The organism is Pelotalea chapellei (assembly GCF_018531195.1).
In the GTDB taxonomy this organism is placed as follows: domain Bacteria; phylum Desulfobacterota; class Desulfuromonadia; order Geobacterales; family Pseudopelobacteraceae; genus Pelotalea; species Pelotalea chapellei.
In genome coordinates, this window is sequence record NZ_JAHDYS010000005.1 from 18,795 (window position 1) to 36,405 (window position 17,611).

Annotated in this window: 16 protein-coding genes; 9 read left to right on the top strand and 7 right to left on the bottom strand. The window is 52.7% G+C overall.

All coding sequences use genetic code 11. From position 1 onward, the window contains the following. Nucleotides 1–36: 36 nt before the first annotated feature. From gnd to KJB30_RS06465, 5 genes are all read left to right on the top strand, one after another. A complete protein-coding gene (gene gnd / locus KJB30_RS06445) occupies nt 37–1,104 on the top strand; it encodes a phosphogluconate dehydrogenase (NAD(+)-dependent, decarboxylating) (protein ID WP_246545550.1) in 1,068 nt (355 codons plus the stop codon). A 191-nt stretch (nt 1,105–1,295) separates the two neighbouring features. Further along, complete coding sequence (gene zwf / locus KJB30_RS06450) at nt 1,296–2,816, top strand: glucose-6-phosphate dehydrogenase (RefSeq protein ID WP_214297147.1); 1,521 nt, start codon at nt 1,296–1,298, stop codon at nt 2,814–2,816. After that, nucleotides 2,816–3,541, top strand: coding sequence for a 6-phosphogluconolactonase (gene pgl, locus KJB30_RS06455; RefSeq protein ID WP_214297149.1), 726 nt, complete (start codon nt 2,816–2,818; stop codon nt 3,539–3,541). Before zwf ends, pgl begins: the two co-directional genes overlap by 1 nt. A 208-nt stretch (nt 3,542–3,749) precedes the next feature. Then, nucleotides 3,750–5,069 (top strand): MFS transporter, encoded by a 1,320-nt coding sequence (locus KJB30_RS06460; RefSeq protein WP_214297150.1) that lies wholly within the window; start codon nt 3,750–3,752, stop codon nt 5,067–5,069. Between the two features lie 46 nt (nt 5,070–5,115). After that, entirely contained in the window at nt 5,116–5,556 is a 441-nt protein-coding gene (locus KJB30_RS06465) for a DUF4149 domain-containing protein (protein ID WP_214297151.1), read from the top strand. A 132-nt stretch (nt 5,557–5,688) separates the two neighbouring features. On the opposite strand, the gene KJB30_RS06470 is transcribed toward KJB30_RS06465, so the two are convergent. Together KJB30_RS06470 and KJB30_RS06475 are read right to left on the bottom strand one after the other, a co-directional pair. Then, entirely contained in the window at nt 5,689–6,693 is a 1,005-nt protein-coding gene (locus KJB30_RS06470) for a cytochrome d ubiquinol oxidase subunit II (RefSeq protein ID WP_214297152.1), read from the bottom strand. Further along, on the bottom strand, nt 6,680–8,011 hold the full coding sequence (locus KJB30_RS06475; RefSeq protein WP_214297154.1) for a cytochrome ubiquinol oxidase subunit I: 1,332 nt from the start codon (nt 8,009–8,011) through the stop codon (nt 6,680–6,682). Before KJB30_RS06475 ends, KJB30_RS06470 begins: the two co-directional genes overlap by 14 nt. 279 nt (nt 8,012–8,290) lie before the next feature. Here KJB30_RS06475 and KJB30_RS06480 point away from each other — a divergent pair, with 279 nt between their 5' ends. Then, nucleotides 8,291–9,439, top strand: a complete 1,149-nt coding sequence (locus tag KJB30_RS06480; protein ID WP_214297155.1) for a bifunctional alpha/beta hydrolase/OsmC family protein — start codon at nt 8,291–8,293, stop codon at nt 9,437–9,439. 81 nt (nt 9,440–9,520) lie between these two features. Here KJB30_RS06480 and KJB30_RS06485 read toward each other — a convergent pair whose 3' ends face one another. After that, a complete protein-coding gene (locus KJB30_RS06485; RefSeq protein ID WP_214297157.1) occupies nt 9,521–9,892 on the bottom strand; it encodes a YfiM family lipoprotein in 372 nt (123 codons plus the stop codon). Between the two features lie 198 nt (nt 9,893–10,090). Here KJB30_RS06485 and ygiD point away from each other — a divergent pair, with 198 nt between their 5' ends. Further along, complete coding sequence (gene ygiD / locus KJB30_RS06490) at nt 10,091–10,891, top strand: 4,5-DOPA-extradiol-dioxygenase (protein ID WP_214297162.1); 801 nt, start codon at nt 10,091–10,093, stop codon at nt 10,889–10,891. Between the two features lie 32 nt (nt 10,892–10,923). Continuing rightward, a complete protein-coding gene (locus KJB30_RS06495; protein WP_214297164.1) occupies nt 10,924–11,718 on the top strand; it encodes an SDR family NAD(P)-dependent oxidoreductase in 795 nt (264 codons plus the stop codon). A 31-nt stretch (nt 11,719–11,749) separates the two neighbouring features. On the opposite strand, the gene KJB30_RS06500 is transcribed toward KJB30_RS06495, so the two are convergent. The 4 genes from KJB30_RS06500 to KJB30_RS06515 all read right to left on the bottom strand — a co-directional run bounded on the left by KJB30_RS06500 (nt 11,750) and on the right by KJB30_RS06515 (nt 16,488). Continuing rightward, nucleotides 11,750–12,712, bottom strand: coding sequence for an NADPH:quinone reductase (locus KJB30_RS06500; RefSeq protein WP_214297165.1), 963 nt, complete (start codon nt 12,710–12,712; stop codon nt 11,750–11,752). A 64-nt stretch (nt 12,713–12,776) separates the two neighbouring features. Continuing rightward, nucleotides 12,777–14,945: an amylo-alpha-1,6-glucosidase gene (locus KJB30_RS06505; RefSeq protein WP_214297167.1), complete on the bottom strand. Its 2,169-nt coding sequence runs from the start codon at nt 14,943–14,945 to the stop codon at nt 12,777–12,779. Between the two features lie 48 nt (nt 14,946–14,993). Further along, nucleotides 14,994–16,061 (bottom strand): glycosyltransferase family 4 protein, encoded by a 1,068-nt coding sequence (locus tag KJB30_RS06510; RefSeq protein ID WP_214297169.1) that lies wholly within the window; start codon nt 16,059–16,061, stop codon nt 14,994–14,996. Nucleotides 16,062–16,269: 208 nt separating this feature from the next. Next, nucleotides 16,270–16,488, bottom strand: a complete 219-nt coding sequence (locus tag KJB30_RS06515) for a hypothetical protein (RefSeq protein WP_214297171.1) — start codon at nt 16,486–16,488, stop codon at nt 16,270–16,272. Between the two features lie 302 nt (nt 16,489–16,790). Here KJB30_RS06515 and KJB30_RS06520 point away from each other — a divergent pair, with 302 nt between their 5' ends. Beyond that, nucleotides 16,791–17,519, top strand: a complete 729-nt coding sequence (locus tag KJB30_RS06520) for a polyprenol monophosphomannose synthase (protein WP_214297173.1) — start codon at nt 16,791–16,793, stop codon at nt 17,517–17,519. Nucleotides 17,520–17,611: the final 92 nt, after the last annotated feature.

The following is a 17,611-nucleotide window of genomic DNA, read 5'->3' on the forward strand; positions in this document are numbered from 1 at the left end:
TAGACTTGCTAAGTGCCAATCAGGAAAGGATTTTACATGACCATCTCACCTCAAACTCCCAGCGGATCCGGAGTAGTTGACAATAGACGGCAGATGCAGATTGGCATGATCGGCCTGGGCAGGATGGGCGCCGACATGGTGCGGCGCTTGATTCAGGGAGAGCATGACTGCATCGTCTACGATCTGGATATCCATGCAGTAGAGACGCTGGAACAGGAAGGCTGTACCGGGGCCAGATCGTTGGAAGAATTCTGCGCCCAGCTTACCACTCCACGAGTGGTGTGGCTGATGGTGCCGGCTGCGGTGGTTGATTCCACCCTTAAAAGCCTTGTTCCTTTGCTGTCAGCTAATGACGTGATCATCGATGGAGGCAACTCCCATTATCATGACGATATCAGGCGTGCCGGTGAATTGCAGGCAGCTGGAATCCACTACCTGGATGTCGGGACCAGCGGAGGAATATTTGGCCGGGGGCGGGGTTACTGCCTGATGATTGGAGGAGAGCAAGAAGTTGTCGAACGTGTCGATCCTGTTTTTACAACCCTGGCCCCAGGCATCGGAACCGCCACGCGAACCCCCGGTCGCGAGCATGGTAAAGGGACTGCCGAGCAGGGCTATCTCCATTGCGGCCCCAGCGGTGCGGGTCACTTTGTAAAAATGGTCCACAACGGAATCGAATACGGCTTGATGGCAGCCTATGCCGAGGGGGTGAACATCCTTCGCCATGCAGGTGCCGGCAAAGAGAGTCGGGCAGCCGATGCTGAAACAACTCCGCTACGCAATCCCGAATACTATCAGTATGAGCTGAACCTGGCCGACATCACTGAAGTGTGGCGGCGGGGAAGCGTGATCACCTCCTGGCTTCTGGATCTTACTGCCACCGCTCTACTGGATAATCCTGATCTGAAGGATTTCCAGGGTCGGGTTTCGGATTCCGGGGAAGGGCGCTGGACGATAGCCGCGGCCATTGATGAGGGGGTTCCGGCTAACGTGCTCAGTGCCGCAGTCTATGAGCGGTTCAGCTCACGAGGCAACGCTGATTTTGCCAACCGTCTTTTGTCTGCGATGCGGTATCAGTTCGGCGGTCACCGGGAGCACAGGTGACAGGTTGTTCAAAATCTACTGCGGACCCATGGGCCTAAAGGGCCAATCTGCGACTTTGCCACTCGTTCAAAACCTCAACGTACCACACGGGTACGCCTCGGCTTTTCGCTCGTTTGCGCATTGCATCTTGGCCTCCTCATGACGTTTTTCAACAACCTGATAAGGCGGTTTCTCTTACAAAGGATTGAACTATGAATCTACCATTGGAACCGACCGTGATGGTGATCTTTGGTGCTGTTGGAGACCTGGCCCTTCGCAAGCTGGTCCCGGCGCTCTACAACCTTTTCCTCGATGGTTATCTGCCTGAACGACTGGCCATTGTCGGAGTTGCCAGGAGGGAACTGGATGATGCCGGATTCCGCCAACAGCTCAAGGATGGAGTGGATCGTTTTTCGCGACGCGGTGCGGCAGATCAAAAGGAATGGGACGAGTTTGCCGTGCGGCTGAGATACTTCAGTGGGGATTTCACCTCAGCGGAGACCGGTACACTGCTCGGCCGGAGGCTCGAAGAGTTCGACCGCGAGTGGAACAGCCGTGCTATCCGGGTCTTTTATTTAGCCATCCCGCCTGGCCTGGTAGCAGCGGCAGCCCGCTATCTCGAGATTCTTGGGGTATGCAAGGATTGCGCTCGTGACCGGCTTGTTGTGGAGAAGCCATTCGGGCGAGATCTCGCATCGGCCCGCCAGTTAAACGGGTTTCTGACCTCAATGTTTGCAGAGGCGCAGATTTATCGCATCGATCACTACCTGGGCAAGGAGACGGTTCAGAACATCCTCGCCCTGCGTTTCGCCAACTCTTTGTATGAGCCGGTCTGGAACCGGCGTTACATCGATCACGTTCAAATCACGGTGGCGGAGACAGTGGGCGTTGAGCAGCGTGGCGGCTATTACGATACCGCTGGAGCTTTGCGTGACATGGTGCAGAATCACTTGCTTCAGATACTCTCTCTGATCGCCATGGAACCGCCGGTGTCATTTGCCGCAGACGAAGTACGCAATAAAAAGCTGGATGTGTTACGGGCGATCCGCCCCATTCGGACGGAAGAGGTTCACCGGATGGCGGTACGCGGCCAGTACAGCAGGGGCAAGGTATCCTGCAAGGATGTTCCGGCGTACCGTGAGGAGCATGGCGTGGTTTCGGAGTCCGTTACCGAGACCTTTGCAGCGCTTAAACTATACGTTGATAATTGGCGCTGGCAGGGAGTTCCGTTCTATCTGCGCACCGGAAAGTGCTTGCAAGCCAAGGTCTCAGAGGCAATCATTCTGTTTCGTCCCGCTCCCCACCAACTTTTTCCTGCTGCCGCGGTGGAAAGCTGGCAGCCGAACCGTCTTGTTCTTCGTATTCAACCCGAGGAAGGAATCTCAACCCGTATTCAGGTAAAACAGCCGGGAACCCGCCTGCTGCTGGGGCCGGTGGATATGAAGTTTCGTTATAATGAAGCCTTTCGTGTCACACCTCCCGAAGCCTACGAGACCTTGCTCCTGGATGTCATTCGTGGCGATGCCACATTGTTCATGCGTGCCGATCAGATTGAAACCGCCTGGTCAGTAATTGCGCCGATTCTCGATGTATGGGAAGCTGTGCCGCCTGCAGATTTTCCAGACTATGCGGCAGGTAGCTGGGGACCCGAAACAGCCGACCTCCTGATCGCAAAGGAGGGGCACAGCTGGTTGCAGCCTGATATCCGGCTGGCAGCGGAAGATGAAAGCTGATGATCAGGTTTTGCGACGATCTTGAGGCTGTGAGCAGGGTTGCAGCTGAATGTGTTGCGGCAGAGGCAAACCGGGCGGTGCAGGAAAGGGGACGCTTTACATTGGCACTTTCCGGAGGCAGTACACCAGCCCGTACTTATGAACTTCTTGCCCAATTACCCTTCCGTGAGTTAATACCTTGGGAAAAATCCCATATTTTTTGGGGTGACGAACGCTGTGTCCCCGGGACTGATCGGCGCAGCAACGCAGGCATGGCCCGACGGGCCTTGCTCGATCAGGTACCAATTCCGGCTGAACAGATACATCCAATGGAGTGTGCCAGTTCGCCAAAAGACTCTGCCAGAGAATATCAATCGCTTCTATTTGAGCTTTTTGCAGGAGATCTGCCCTGCTTCGATCTGATCCTGCTCGGCCTGGGAGCAAACGGTCATACGGCCTCTTTGTTTCCGGAGGAGCCTGTTCTGGATGAACAGCAACGCTGGGTTTCAGAGGTCTATGTGGCTGAGGAAGGACTGTATCGGCTGACGCTGACTGTCCCGGTCATTAATCAGGCAGCAGTAGTGATTTTTCTGGTTTCAGGGAGTGACAAGGCGTCCGTTCTGCGTGAGGTACTGGAAAGCACCCCCGATCCGCACCGTATTCCCGCCTGCTTGATAAAACCCAACATGGGGCGGCTAATGTGGCTGGTTGACAAGGAAGCGGCAAGTCTGCTGAAGAAAAACTGATATCTCCTCTATGTGAAGTAAATTGAAACTAATTGAAACAAGATGCAACAAAGTATGGCTGATTGACAATGTGGCAAGGAAGATGGATATCCGGCTTGTTGCTTGTAGTCCTTTTGGAAGATCGCTATAGAAAAGCCAGATGAAGTTTATTAATAGGAAATTGTCCTCTTGAAAAATGATGGTTTTAGAGAATAACGAGGAAAAATGGATGAGGGCGCGGCATCTGTTGCGCGCTCTGCGTTCTAGAAATTATCGGCTGTTTGTTGCGGGTCAGAGTGTGTCTCTTGTGGGCACCTGGATGCAGCAGGTTGCGATGAGCTGGTTGGTCTACCGCTTGACGGGCTCCTCCTTCTTTCTTGGTCTGATCGGCTTCACCAGTCAAATTCCGACCTTGCTGATAGCGCCTGTTGCCGGAGTACTTGCTGATCGTTGGAACCGGCGTCGACTGCTGCTTGCGACTCAAACGCTTGCAATGGTGCAGGCCGTGCTGCTTGCTATTGCCGTTCTGACAGGAACAGTACAGGTCTGGCAGATCATTTTCCTCAGCTTGTTGCTCGGAGTCGTCAATGCCTTTGACATCCCCATTCGTCAGGCCTTTGTAGTTGAGATGGTTGAGCACCGTGAAGATCTGGGTAATGCCATTGCTCTTAATTCTTCGATGGTTAACGGAGCCCGGCTGATTGGCCCTTCAGTGGCCGGGATTCTGGTCGCATCTGTAGGAGAGGGGATCTGCTTCATCTTGAATGCCTGTAGTTACCTGGCTGTCATCATGGCACTTACTGCAATGCGCCTTTCGCCAGGTCTGCATCAACAGCGTCCGAGGCGCCACATCCTCCATGAGCTTCGCGAAGGCTTTGAGTATGCCTTCGGCTTCGGCCCGATCCGAAGCATTCTGCTATTGGTGGCACTTGTAAGCCTTATGGGCATGCCATATGCGGTACTTGTGCCGGTCTTTGCCAAGGAGATCCTTCATGGAGGTGCGCATACTTTCGGCTTCTTAATGACAGCGGCTGGGTGCGGAGCTCTCTCAGGAACTCTTTTTCTCGCTTCGCGCAAAAGTGTGCTCGGATTGGGGAAAGTGATAGCGAGATCCGTGATAATTTTTGCCGTGGGTATTGCGGCATTTGCAGTGTCGCATAATTTGTTCTTTTCCTTGATGACCCTGGTCCTGGCCGGTTTCGGCGCCATGACCCTGGTTGCCTCCTGCAATACCATTCTTCAGACCATACTTGAGGAGGATAAACGGGGCCGTGTGATGAGCCTTTTCACAATGTCATTCATCGGGATCGCGCCGTTCGGAAATCTGGCAGCAGGGGCGATGGCCGATATGATTGGACCGAGTGATACGTTGTTGATCGGGTCTGGTTTCTGTCTTGCCGGCGGTGCCCTTTTTGCCAGACATCTTCCGGCGATCAGGGAGAAGGTGCGACCGATCTATCAACGTATGGGGATCATTCAGGAAGTTGCAGAAGGCATGGAAACCGGGGCGGAAGTGCCCCCGCTTGTTGACGATCTTGATAAACATTGAAATTTGATCGATGATGCACACCTGAATATCTAAAATGGAGGAAATAATGCAGATTGCCGCCACTGTCTATCGTCTTGCCGTTGCATGCTGGTTGGGAGGCGTTGCCCTCTTCACGACAACATTGACCCCCACACTGTTTAAATCCTATTCCCGAGACATTGCCGGAGGGATCGTCGGCGTTCTCTTTCCCGGCTACTTCCGGTGGGGCATGGCTTGCGGTGCGGTGGCGCTTGTTACTTTGGCCATTTCCCGTGGCCGCCATAGCATTGCTTCAGCCATTATCATCAGTGCCATGCTCCTGATTACTGCTGCCCAAGCCTTTATCATCGAACCACGTGCCGTTGAGATTAAAAAAGAAATTCCCTCCTTTGAGACCACTTCCAAGGATCATCCGGCGCGGGTTCAGTTCAGGAAGCTGCATGCGGTCTCGGCGGTGGCAAACCTGGTCGTGCTGGGAGGTGGCATTACTCTGGTGATTCTTTTTTGAACGGGCGAAAGAGACCAGCGCTTCCCCCTCCCCACCTCCCCCTTTAGGCCCTGTGGGTCTGCTTGGGGGAGGTGCTGTTCCCTCCCCTGGAGGGGGAGGGTTAGGGAGGGGGTTTAGATGTTACAGCACGCATTAGCCGTCCCTGGGAAGTTCCGGGTTTGGCTGCCCACGGAAGACACGATAGAGCAGCAGAAGTGATGGTGCCAGGATGATGATTCCGAAGGGAAATACTGCGAACACTGCGGCCAGTGTAGCATGGGGCGCAACTGCCTGGGCCAGGGACAGTTGTCCGATCAAAAGGTCCGGATACATTGCAGCCCAGAAGCCTGTTATTGTCAGGCTTGCCGCACCCGCCGCAGATATCTGAGCCGGCAGGTATCTGCGTTGCCATAGCAAAACTTCGGTGGTCGTACCTGCAACAACTGCCATTGCAACAACAAAAACTGCCCAGGTGGACAGCAGGCGCTCGGCGAACAGCGGCGCATATATCCGCGCCAACGGGACTTCCGCCGTCGTCAGCAGGGCGAGCACAAAGCCGGCGATCATGCCGTATCTTCTGAAATCCTCCCTCAAATCACCTCTCGTACGTACTGTCATGTAAATCGGTGTCAGATATCCGCAGATGGCGATTCCGGTAATTCCACCAACCAGAGTGAAGGGATTCAGCCAGGGGAATCCTGCGGCCAGGGTTCCTGCAGAGATTGTTCCGGTAGCTGTTGCGGTCACGACCACACCGAGAGCAAAGGGAGTCAGGATACTTGATATCTCAAATGTTCTGGCGATGAGTGGCACATCCCTTCCGGTCTGCATGCCGAAGTGGCGGAAGGCAAAAGCAGCTCCCCGCAGGTTGATGCCGATCAGTGCGATCACCAGTGGGACCAGCAGGGCGGTGAAGATGGCGGCAAACCCTTTGGGAAAAGCGGTGAAAAGTATCACCACCACAAATATCAGCCAGACGTGATTTGTTTCCCAGACAGGCCCTATGGCGTGGAAGAGGCTTTCCCGCTGCTGCCGTGCCCGTGGTCCGGTGGCCAGAGCCGTCCAGATACCGCCGCCAAAGTCTGCGCCGGCAAAGACGGCATACATGATAAGTCCCAGAAGAAGGACTGCTGCAGCAAGATTTTCAAGGGTCCACATTCTGACCCTCCTGTGCTGCCCTGACTTCTTTCTTTCCCGATGAAGGCCAGAGCAGCATCTTCAGCAATCCGGCGGTAAGTACGATGTAGACAAGCAGAAAGACCAGAAAGACGAGCCCCATCCCCGGATTGGTCGTCACCCCCTCCGTTACCCGCATATGTCCCGTGATCACCCAGGGCTGCCGGCCGAATTCAGTCACCAGCCAGCCGCTCTCCAAAGCGATAAGCCCGAAAGGTGAAGCCACAAGTATTCCTCGCAGCATCCACCCGCCGGCAGCAGATTCCTTTTTTTTCCAGATCAGCCACCAGAATGCTGCAGAAACCCCCGCCATGATGAAAAACGAACCAACCATAAGATCAAAGAAAGGGTGAACCAGCCGCGGGTCCGGGGTGGTTCCGGGCGGAAAGGCATCCAGTCCCTCCACCACTGAATTGATATCGTGATGGGCGAGCAGGCTGAGAAGTTTGGGGAGCTCGATGCCGTACAGGACTCGACCTGTTGCCGGATCGGGCCAGCCGCCGACGATCAGGGGAGCGCCCTGTGTGGTGTGAAACAGGGCTTCCATTGCAGCCAGTTTCGGTTTTTCATACTTGGCAAGAAAGACCGCTGCAAAGTCGCCGGACAGGAACATGAGCGGCAGACAGACCCCGGCAACCGCAAGGGACAGCTTCATGGCCCGCTTGTTATCCTCCGATTTCCGACCGCGCAGCATGGCCAGTGCATAGACACCGGACATGGCAAAGCCGGTTGCAACATAGGCGGCAAGAGTGCCGTGGATTGCCTGGTGCGCCCAGGCCGGATTTGCCAAGGCACCAAAAGGATCAATGTCGGTAAAGACACCATTCACTCTGCGGAAACCTGTGGGGGTGTTCATCCAGGCATTGGCGCTGATGACGAAGGCCGCTGAAGCAGCTGCGGACACAGAGAGCGGAATGGTGCACAGAAAAAGCATCCGGCGGGATAGCCGCTGTTCACCGTAGATGTAGAGTGCAAGAAAGATCGCTTCGGTGAAAAAAGCAAAACCCTCTATGGAAAAGGCGAGACCGATGAGAGGGCCGCTGGTTTCCATGAACCGTGGCCAGAGCAGTCCCAGTTCGAATGAGAGAATGGTTCCGGAGACAGCGCCGATGGCAAACAACAGTCCTGCTGGACGAATCCAGCGTCGGGCAAGCTGGTGGTAGCTTTCGTCTCCTGTCCGAATGGCCAACCCTTCGGCCAGCATCAGCATGAATGGAAGACCGATGCCAATGGTGGCATAGATGATGTGAAAACCGAGTGAAACACCCATCAAGGCGCGGGCTGCCAGAACGTTGTCCATATGCGTCTTATTCCCTTTACATTGTCCTTTTGGCACGTCTCAAACCTGCTTCATTCTACCATTGGCAGCACAAAACTCAATTTTCAGCAGGTATTGGAGAAGCAGGGCTCGCCGGAGTTTCCGTGTATTGCCCACGTTTATAATGGGGTGTATTATTTTGTTACAATGAACCGAATACCGCGACAGTCCCTGGCTTACCAGGGCCGATCCGTACAGGTTTCTGAAAAAGTAAGTTATCAAGGCAGATCAACAGCAGTCGGGTCATTACATGGGGCACATATGAATACAAAGAGGGTTACTTTTCCCAATGTCCATGGGGAATTGATTGCCGCCAGGATGGAACTCCCCGAGGATGAAAGGCCGCTGGCTTACGCCCTGTTTGCGCACTGCTTCACCTGCTCCAAGGACCTCAAGGCCGTGGTGAATATCTCGCGCGCCTTGAGCAGCAGGCGCATCGCCGTGTTGCGCTTTGATTTTACCGGCCTGGGGGAAAGTGAGGGCGATTTCTCCGCGACCTCTTCCCTGGGAGGTGCTGCCGTACTTGCCGCCGCTTCAAATATTCCTACGACGACTGCAATAGTCACCATCGCAGCTCCCTTTAATCCTGCCAATCTGAGAAAAATGCTGGGAATTTCGACGGAACAGGTAGAGCAGACTGGTCAAGCCACTGTCAGTATCGGTGGGCGCACGTTCACAATTCGCAAGAGCCTGCTGGATGATCTGGAGTCACAGCAGCCGACCGAGACTCTGCGTCGGCTAAAGGCGGCACTTCTGGTGATGCACTCGCCACGCGACCAGGTGGTAGGAATTGAAAATGCAGCCGACATCTATCGGGCCGCTCCTCATCCCAAAAGCTTCATATCTCTCGATTCGTCCGACCACCTTCTTTCAGACCCACGGGACTCCAGTTACGCCGCTGGAATGATCGCTGCCTGGGCCGGGCGTTATCTTGTACTTCCCGACACGTCGACTCCTGCCAGCATCCCGCCGGAGGTTATCGACAACCGTGTAATTGCACGAACCACTGCAGATGGCTTTCGTACCGAACTGTTCGCCAACGGCTTCCCTTTGATTGCAGACGAACCTGTTGACTTAGGTGGAGGCAACGAGGGACCTTCTCCGTATGAGTATTTGCTGGCAGCCCTTGGCGCCTGTACCGGCATGACGCTTCAGTTGTATGCACGCAAGAAGGGGTGGCCGTTGAATGACGTGGTGGTGCGGCTTTCACATCAAAAGATTCACGCCGAAGACTGCCGCGACTGCGATGAGAAGGACCGCCGGATCGACAGTATCGAGCGGGAGCTGGAAATTAGTGGCGAATTGGATGGGGCGCAACGACAACGCTTAATGGAGATCTCTGATCGCTGCCCGGTGCATCGCACGCTGACAGGAGAAGTACGGATAAAGACAATTTTGCGGCCGGTGTAAGACGTGGAGCCTGAGAAGTCCGACAGACACCTGATGCGGTTCTGGCAGGGCGAGGGGCTTCAGTGACACAGGGGTAGTGGTCTACCATTTTCCAACAAGGCGTATCTGCCTGCCGGAAGCAGATAACCATAGCTGCCCATTTATCAATTCAGCTGCAACCGCCCCGGTAAGAGCGCCCATTGCATCAGCTCCTAAATCCCTCCAGTCAAAATGGTTGTTCTTTTCAAGTTCATCTTTGAGCTCCCAGGCGATTCCGGGTATCAGGGCAATCCCGAAAGAGGCCGCCGTGCGTTTAGCCGGACCCATGTTTTCAGCGTACTTGTACATGACGGAACCGGATGCCAATCCATACACTGAACTCGATCCAAAATGGGCTACACGGTCACCTTCAAAACAAAAGACCGGAGTTGCAGTCAGCAGAAACGTCAAAGCAATACCGATAATGGTTCGCATTTTTCCTCTCCTTGATAGTGAGCAGCATCGTCTATATTAACAGATTTAAAAGACTACTTTTCAACGTTAAGCTGATTTTATGCTTTCTGCCTTGTAATCTCAATGTAGCATTCGGGCGTCAAATGCACTGTGTTAGAGAGAATATGTTAAAATTTAGAGAATCGTTTCCGGTTATGCCCAGTATTGACAGGAGCTGACATGTATTCTGAAATTTTACCGGCTATCTTCTTTGGTCACGGGAACCCGATGAATGCTCTGAGCAGCAACAGCTATACTCAGGGCTGGCGTCGCTTGGGGGAAGGGTTGCCACGGCCCAAGGCTATTCTTTCGATTTCAGCTCATTGGTATATACCGGGCACGGGCGTCACTATTAATCCGAGACCGAGGACAATTCACGATTTCGGCGGATTTCCCCAAGAGTTGTACCAGGTGCACTACCCCGCGCCCGGCGATCCGGATCTTGCCCGCCGCGTACAAACAATGCTGGCCCCACTGCTGGTTGTAGCCGACGACTCATGGGGTATTGATCACGGGACTTGGTCTGTGCTCTGTCATGCTTTTCCTGAGGCAAATATCCCGGTTGTACAGTTGAGTATAAATGAGGCCATGCCAGCATCTTTTCATTTCGATTTGGGGAGGCGACTGGCACCGTTGCGGGAGGAAGGGATTCTTATCATGGGAAGCGGGAACCTGGTTCACAACCTTCATACCTATGCCTGGGGGCGCCATGTGCCTGATCCCTATGACTGGGCTGTGCGTTTTGAGAATGAAGCCAAGGAATTGATTCTTTCCGGCAACTACCAACCGCTCATCGACTACGAAACACTCGGGAAAGATGCCATGCTTTCCATTCCCACGCCCGATCACTATCTGCCGTTGCTATATGTCCTTGCAACCAGGCAGGAGGACGAGCCGATCACCTTTCCGGTTGAAGGTGTCGATGGTGGCTCCATTTCAATGCTGTCTGTGCAGGTGGGTAATGTTCGGCAAAAAGCTTGAATGACACGTCATGCAACTATAAGGAGAATGATATGGATCTCGGACTGCATGGAAAAAGGGCGCTGGTGAGCGGTTCGACGGCCGGTATTGGATTCGCAACTGCCCGCGCATTGGCGGCTGAGGGTGCCTTGGTTACGGTGAATGGTCGGACACAGGCGCGGGTGGATTGGGCGGTTGATGTGCTTATGGGTGAGTTCCCCGGCGCAACTATCAAAGGAATTACGGCCGATCTTGCCCGCAGGGAAGGTTGTGAGACCCTGATTGGCATGCTGCCGGAGGTCGATGTGCTTGTTAACAACCTCGGCATCTTTGAGCAGAAGCCGTTCGATCAGATTCCGGATGAAGACTGGGCCCGCTTTTTTGAGACCAACGTTTTAAGCGGTGTCAGGCTCTCTCGGCATTACATGAAAGGGATGCGGTCACGCAATTGGGGACGGATAGTGTTTGTCTCCAGCGAATCTGCCCTGCAGATCCCCAACGAGATGATTCACTATGGCATGACCAAGACCGCGCAGCTGGCTGTGGCTCGAGGACTTGCGGAAATCCTCTCCGGAACCGGCGTCACTGTCAACAGCGTGCTGCCAGGACCGACCGCTTCTGAAGGGGTCGTTGAATTCGTTGCACAGATGGCCCAGACCCGCGGCGTTGACGTTACTACGGTTGAACAGGACTTTTTCACAACAGCTCGCCCTTCCTCTGTAATCCAACGCTTTGCTACACCTGATGAGGTGGCTGCGATGATTACTTATGTCTGTGGTGTTCCCGCATCGGCTACGACAGGGGCTGCACTGAGAGTAGATGGCGGTGTGGTGCGTTCCATAGCCTGATGCTCCGTCAGATGCTTCTCAGGCTGTTGTGTTAAGGTACCAGCACTATCTTGCCCATCGTGCTCGTATCCATCACTAAATGATGGGCCTGTGCAGCCTCAGCTAGCGGTAATTCTTTGCTGATGACCGGCCGCAAGGTTCCATTTTCAAGGCCGGCGACAAATGCCGCGTGCATGCTGAGCATCTCGTTCTCGCTGGCATTGTAAAGGGTCATCCCCAGTATCGATGCTTCACGCCCCATGGCTTCACGAGGATCAATTTCCACCCGTCCGCGACTGCCGATAACCACTACACGACCTCCTGTTGCAAGCGCTGTCAGATCCCGGTCAAGATTGACGTTTGCCAGCATTTCCAGAATAACATTCACCCCTTTGCCGCATGTCAACTCCCCAAGTCTATCAAGGTAGCCATCCTGGTGGTGATTAAGTACATGGTGCGCTCCCTGGGCCTGGACCAGTTTGATACCTTCTTCGCTCCCAGCGGTGCCAATCACCATCATGCCTGTGTTACGTGCCAGTTGGACCGCAGCAATGCCAACTCCGCCACTGGCGCCATGTACCAGAATGGATTCACCTGGTAGCGCATGGGCTCGCTGGAACAGCGACCGGTATGCGGCGCCATAGGGGACACCTATCGCCGCTCCCTGGCTGAAGCTGATGTGGTCCGGCAAAGGATGGGATTGAAACTCCTTGCACAGCACCTGCTCGGCGTAAGTGCCGAAACTGGAACGGGCAATATAGACTCGCTGACCGACAGTGCGATGTTTGACCCCTTCTCCTGTTGCAGTTATGACTCCTGCCGCGTCGAGCCCTGGTGTGAAGGGTAATTTCAGGTCCTGCCGGTACAGGCCTGAACGAATGTAAGAATCAACCGGATTGACACCTGCGGCCTTGACTGAGACGAGAATCTGACCCGGTCCTGGAACCGGAGCAGGGACATCTTCGATATGCATGACTTCGGGTGGGCCAAAGTTTTTTGCGAGAATTGCTTTCATGGGTATCACCTCGACAAGCGTAGGACCGGGGAATGTAATGATCTGCAGGTGGGAAGCTCACCGGTCATTTTACTATCACTATCTCTACCGGTCCCTGTTTGCGGATCACACTTACGGTCACGTCGTTTTCATATCTTTTCAGAACCACATCGGCAGAAGATTTGGCAGTAATGGAGAGGTTTCGGATGATCACCTCGTTCAGAAACGGGGGAAGTACTGGATGGATAAAACAGATCTGATTTTTTTCAGCCAGAATCGATAAACCCATGCAAGACATCAGCAGCATATAGACCGAAGCGGCTGCCCATGACTGCGGAGCGCAGGCAACTGGATAAAGGATCGGGCTGAAATCCCCGCGTCGCTTGAATCCGCAAAACAACTCGGGTAACCGGTGCAGGTCCATTGCCAGCGAAGCGTCGTAAATCCCCTGCAGTACTGCGACAGCTTCTGAAGAGAATCCAAATTTGCCCAGCCCGGCAGCAATAAGGGCATTGTCATGGGGCCAGATCGACCCGTTATGATACGACATGGGGTTGTAGCGCTTTTCATTGCTGGCAATCGTGCGGACCCCCCATCCGGTGTAGAAAATATCCGACAACAGATGGGATGAGATGTGTTTGGCATGCTCCGGCGAGGCAATCCCGGAATAGAGGCAATGGCCTGCATTGGATGCGCGGACACGGCAGGGGCGTTTGTTGCCATCCAGGGCGAGGGCATAAAACGAGAGATCTTCACACCAGAAGGCTTCGTGGAACTTCTGTCGAAGAAGTCGAGCCTGTTCCTGAAGATCTGCCGCACGGCCGGGATCTCCCAGAGCAACTGCCATCTCTGAGGCACGTACTTTAGCATCATAGACATAGCCCTGTACTTCGCAGATGGCGATAGGGGCCTCTGCAAGGGTACCGTCCGCATGAAAAACAGAATCATCCGAATCTTTCCAGCCCTGCTGTACCAGCCCATTGGATGAATGACGGGCATATTCTACAAAGCCATCGCCATCTGCATCTCCATACGTATCAATCCAATCCAGAGCCCGGAGCACGTTTGGCCAGATTCGGGCCAGGAATTCACGATCAGCGGTGCGCTCATAATATGCACCGGCCAGGACCACGAACAGAGGTGTAGAGTCGACGCTGCCATAATAGGCTCCAAACGGGATTTCTCTCAATGCGGCCATTTCTCCCTGTCTGGCTTCATGCAGTATTTTGCCCGGTTCAGCATCGCTGCCCGTGTCCAGACTATCAGCTTGAGTTTTTGCAAGGAACGTTAGCACTCCTCGGGCGATGTCTGGGTTGACCCACAACATTTCCAGAGCAGTAATGATGCCGTCCCTGCCGAAAGGCGTACTGAACCAGGGGACGCCGGCATAGGGGTAGGGGCCGGAGGAAGTGGTTGTTGTCATCATGATCAGGTCTGACTGCGAACGAGCTAGAAGGGTATTGAAGTGGGTATCATCGGTAACGATATCGCAATAGCTCTTATTGGATGAAGCCAGAGATCCGTGGACCTCCGAAAGAGTTTGTTCATAGGTGTCGGCGAGGATTTTAGTACAATGTTGGCAATTACAGGTGACGGTAATGTTATAGGTTACCGACTCCTTTGGTTTGAGCACCGGACAATAATGTGCTTCCGAGGGAGCCAGCATGTCCGGAGCAGGAGCAAAATCGATACGTGTCATCCGGGTGACACCGTCGAGTCCCTCATAGGACAGTAATGCGGAATCTTCAGTAACCTTTGTCGGTAGCAACACGCCTCTCTCTTCACGTTTGGTACCACGAACTTCAAAAATATCAGAGAAATCTGCCCCAAAACCGATGCTGAAAGGAACTTCAACAGGTTCCAGACTGAAGTTGGTCAGTCGGAGCTGTTCGTAGCATCGTCCTTTCCAGATAAATTTGGTTCTGAAAATATGGACTGAATCTCGCCGAACCTGTCGGCCATTAATGAAATAATCGGGATTCATCAGGTCCACAGCCAGAAGTTCATTGTTTTTGTTGAGAGTAGATCCCAGAAGGAGTGGGCGTGCACCAGCAAACCTCAGATCCAGATTTGACAAGAAACGGGTTCCTTCATGAAAGATGCCTTGTTCGCCTAACCCGACAGGTTGTATATCGCCATGGCAATCGAAGATGGCAAAGGTCTCTCCTTCCTTAAGTACTCGTTGACATCCTGCTGCCCGGTCAGAGGTGGCGAGAATGTAATATTGTTCTTCTACCTGGATTACCTCCTTCATACTACCTCCGCATGTTACCTTTCTGTCTACTGTCATGGGGATGCCAGGCTAATGGTTCTGGCGTCCGATGCTCAAGATCGAACTTCTGTGGCTGACATCAGTCATGGCTTCGTAGATAGCGATATAGTCTGCAGCCATTCTCGCTGCTAAAAAGTTTTCTTCAAAATAGCCCCTACAGCGCTTCCGGCTAAGTGAGGGGATTGCTGCTACGGCTCGCACCGCTTCCTCCACATTTCTGACGACAAAGCCTGCAACGCTCTCTTTAATTATTTCAGGTACCGAACCGCGGCCAAAGGCTATAACCGGTGTGCCGCAAGCCATCGATTCGATCATCACAAGGCCGAACGGCTCTTCCCAGTCGATCGGAAAAAGGAGCGCCAGCGCATTGCCAAGGAAGTCTTTCTTCCCCTCTTCGTTGATCTCGCCCACATACTCCACCAGTTGGTCATCGATCAGCGGTTTGATCTTGTTGTCGAAGTAGTCCCGATCGCCCCGATCTATTTTCGCTGCTATCTTCAGCTTGATGCCGCTTTTTAGAGCAATGGCAATGGCTGAATCGACTCCTTTTTCGGGGGAAATCCTGCCAAGAAAGGCAAGGTATTCGCCACCTTTGGGGTTGAATGGCAGAAGATCGTTTGGTAGACCATGGTAGACAGTTCCATGCCAGTTCAGCCAGGGAAGAGGAGCTCGCTGGGAATCGGAAATAGATATGACAGGTATATCCGTATACTCCCGATACAGCGGCACCAGATCGGGAATATCAAGGCGTCCATGCAAGGTGGTTACATGAGCCAGGCCGCATCGTCGCGCCGCGTAAAAATGAAAATAATCAATGTGGAAATGAATGATGTCGAACTGCTTCGCCATACTGAAGACCTGCTCCAGCATCAACAGATGATGGGGATGCGGATCTATGCAGTTGTCATCCAGGCGTAATGATTTTTTGCAGCAGGGTATAAGTCTGGCGGAGGTGACTGAGTCGCCGCTGGCAAACAGCGTGACATCATGTCCCTTGTGGATGAGTTCTTCAGTTAAAAAGGATACTATGCGCTCCGTTCCCCCGTACATGAGGGGTGGGACAGTTTCATAAAGAGGAGATACCTGGGCTATTTTCATTTATGCTCCATTTCCTGCAAACCCACGCGACAGGAGTTGCAAGAATTGAATAACTGCCATGTACTAATAGTAATCGGATAAGCTATTTTATCAAGAAGGCCTATCTAAGCGTATCTGGCATGAGATACAGAAATGAATTTTTTTAGTTGCCGGCATAACACTAAGGGTGTTGCTGGTGCTTCACATTCTTGCATGGAATCTGAAATCTTCAGCGCCGGCCACCGTGAAAGCCATGACCATGACCGTAGTTGCCACGGAAGTGGCCGCCAAACCAGAACGGGGCGTATATGTATGGTCCGTAATATAGTGGGTAGGACTCATAGTAATAGCCTCTGTCGTCGGAATAATAACCAGGATGGACGATACAGCCGGGAAGGGCCGCAAGGGTAGCCATCACTACAGTGACAATTATGAGTTTGCTTAACATGACAATACCTCCTTCATGCTTTTGCTCCGGCAGGACAAGAAAAATTTCTCCTTATTTTTTCTCATTATAACACTCTACAATGTTCACGGTGCCTGGTTTTTACTGTGTGGACCATTCTCAGCGGCTTTTTACCATGGGGTTTAACTTTCTTTTTGACCGAGCTATAAATCGCGGTTAAAGGAGGAATAGAGATGAACAATCCTTGTGTTTGTCCTCCTTGACTTTTTACGGAGCTTTCCCGTACACTTCCGGCAATGTTTAATTAAATGATTGCGCCACCACATTTTCGGAGCCAGCAGTTTTTGAAAACAATAGTTGTTATTCCCACCTACAATGAATGTGAAAATGTTGAACGTCTTGCCAAGGAAATTCTCAAACAGGACTCTACTTTGCATGTCCTCTTTGTTGATGACAACTCTCCCGATGGTACAGGTCGTTTGTTAGATGCACTAGCGGCCGAAAATGAAAAAATAAAGGTGATGCATCGTTCAGGCAAGCTGGGGTTGGGATCTGCTTATCGTGAAGGTTTTAAAGCCGCATTAGCCATGGGTGCAGATTATATCATAGAGATGGATGCTGATTTTTCACATGATCCTGGTGTACTGACAACTTTTCTGGAAAAGATACAATCCTGCGATCTTGTCGTTGGCTCACGGTATCTTAATGGAGTCAGTGTTGTGAACTGGCCGATCAGAAGGCTGATACTCAGCTATTTCGCTAGTGTATATACACGTCTGATAACCGGACTTTCTATCAATGACTGCACGAGTGGCTTTAAATGTTTTCGCAGGCAAACAATTGAGGCTATCGATATGAACAGGATAGCTTCAGATGGATATTCCTTTCAGATTGAGATGAATTATCGTTGCATGGAAAAGGGTCTGGATATAGTTGAAGTGCCAATTATCTTCATCGATCGTCATGCCGGCAGTTCCAAAATGTCACGCAAGATCGTTTTAGAAGCAATTACGATGGTATGGAAACTCAGGGCGGGCACTCTATTGAGGCACCTATTTAAGCTGAAAGGGTAACGTGGCTAACGACATCTGGTCAATTGTTGTACTGTTGGGTTTGGTTGGGTGGATTTCTGCCGCTCTGGGATTGATATTCACTGCTTTTCCCA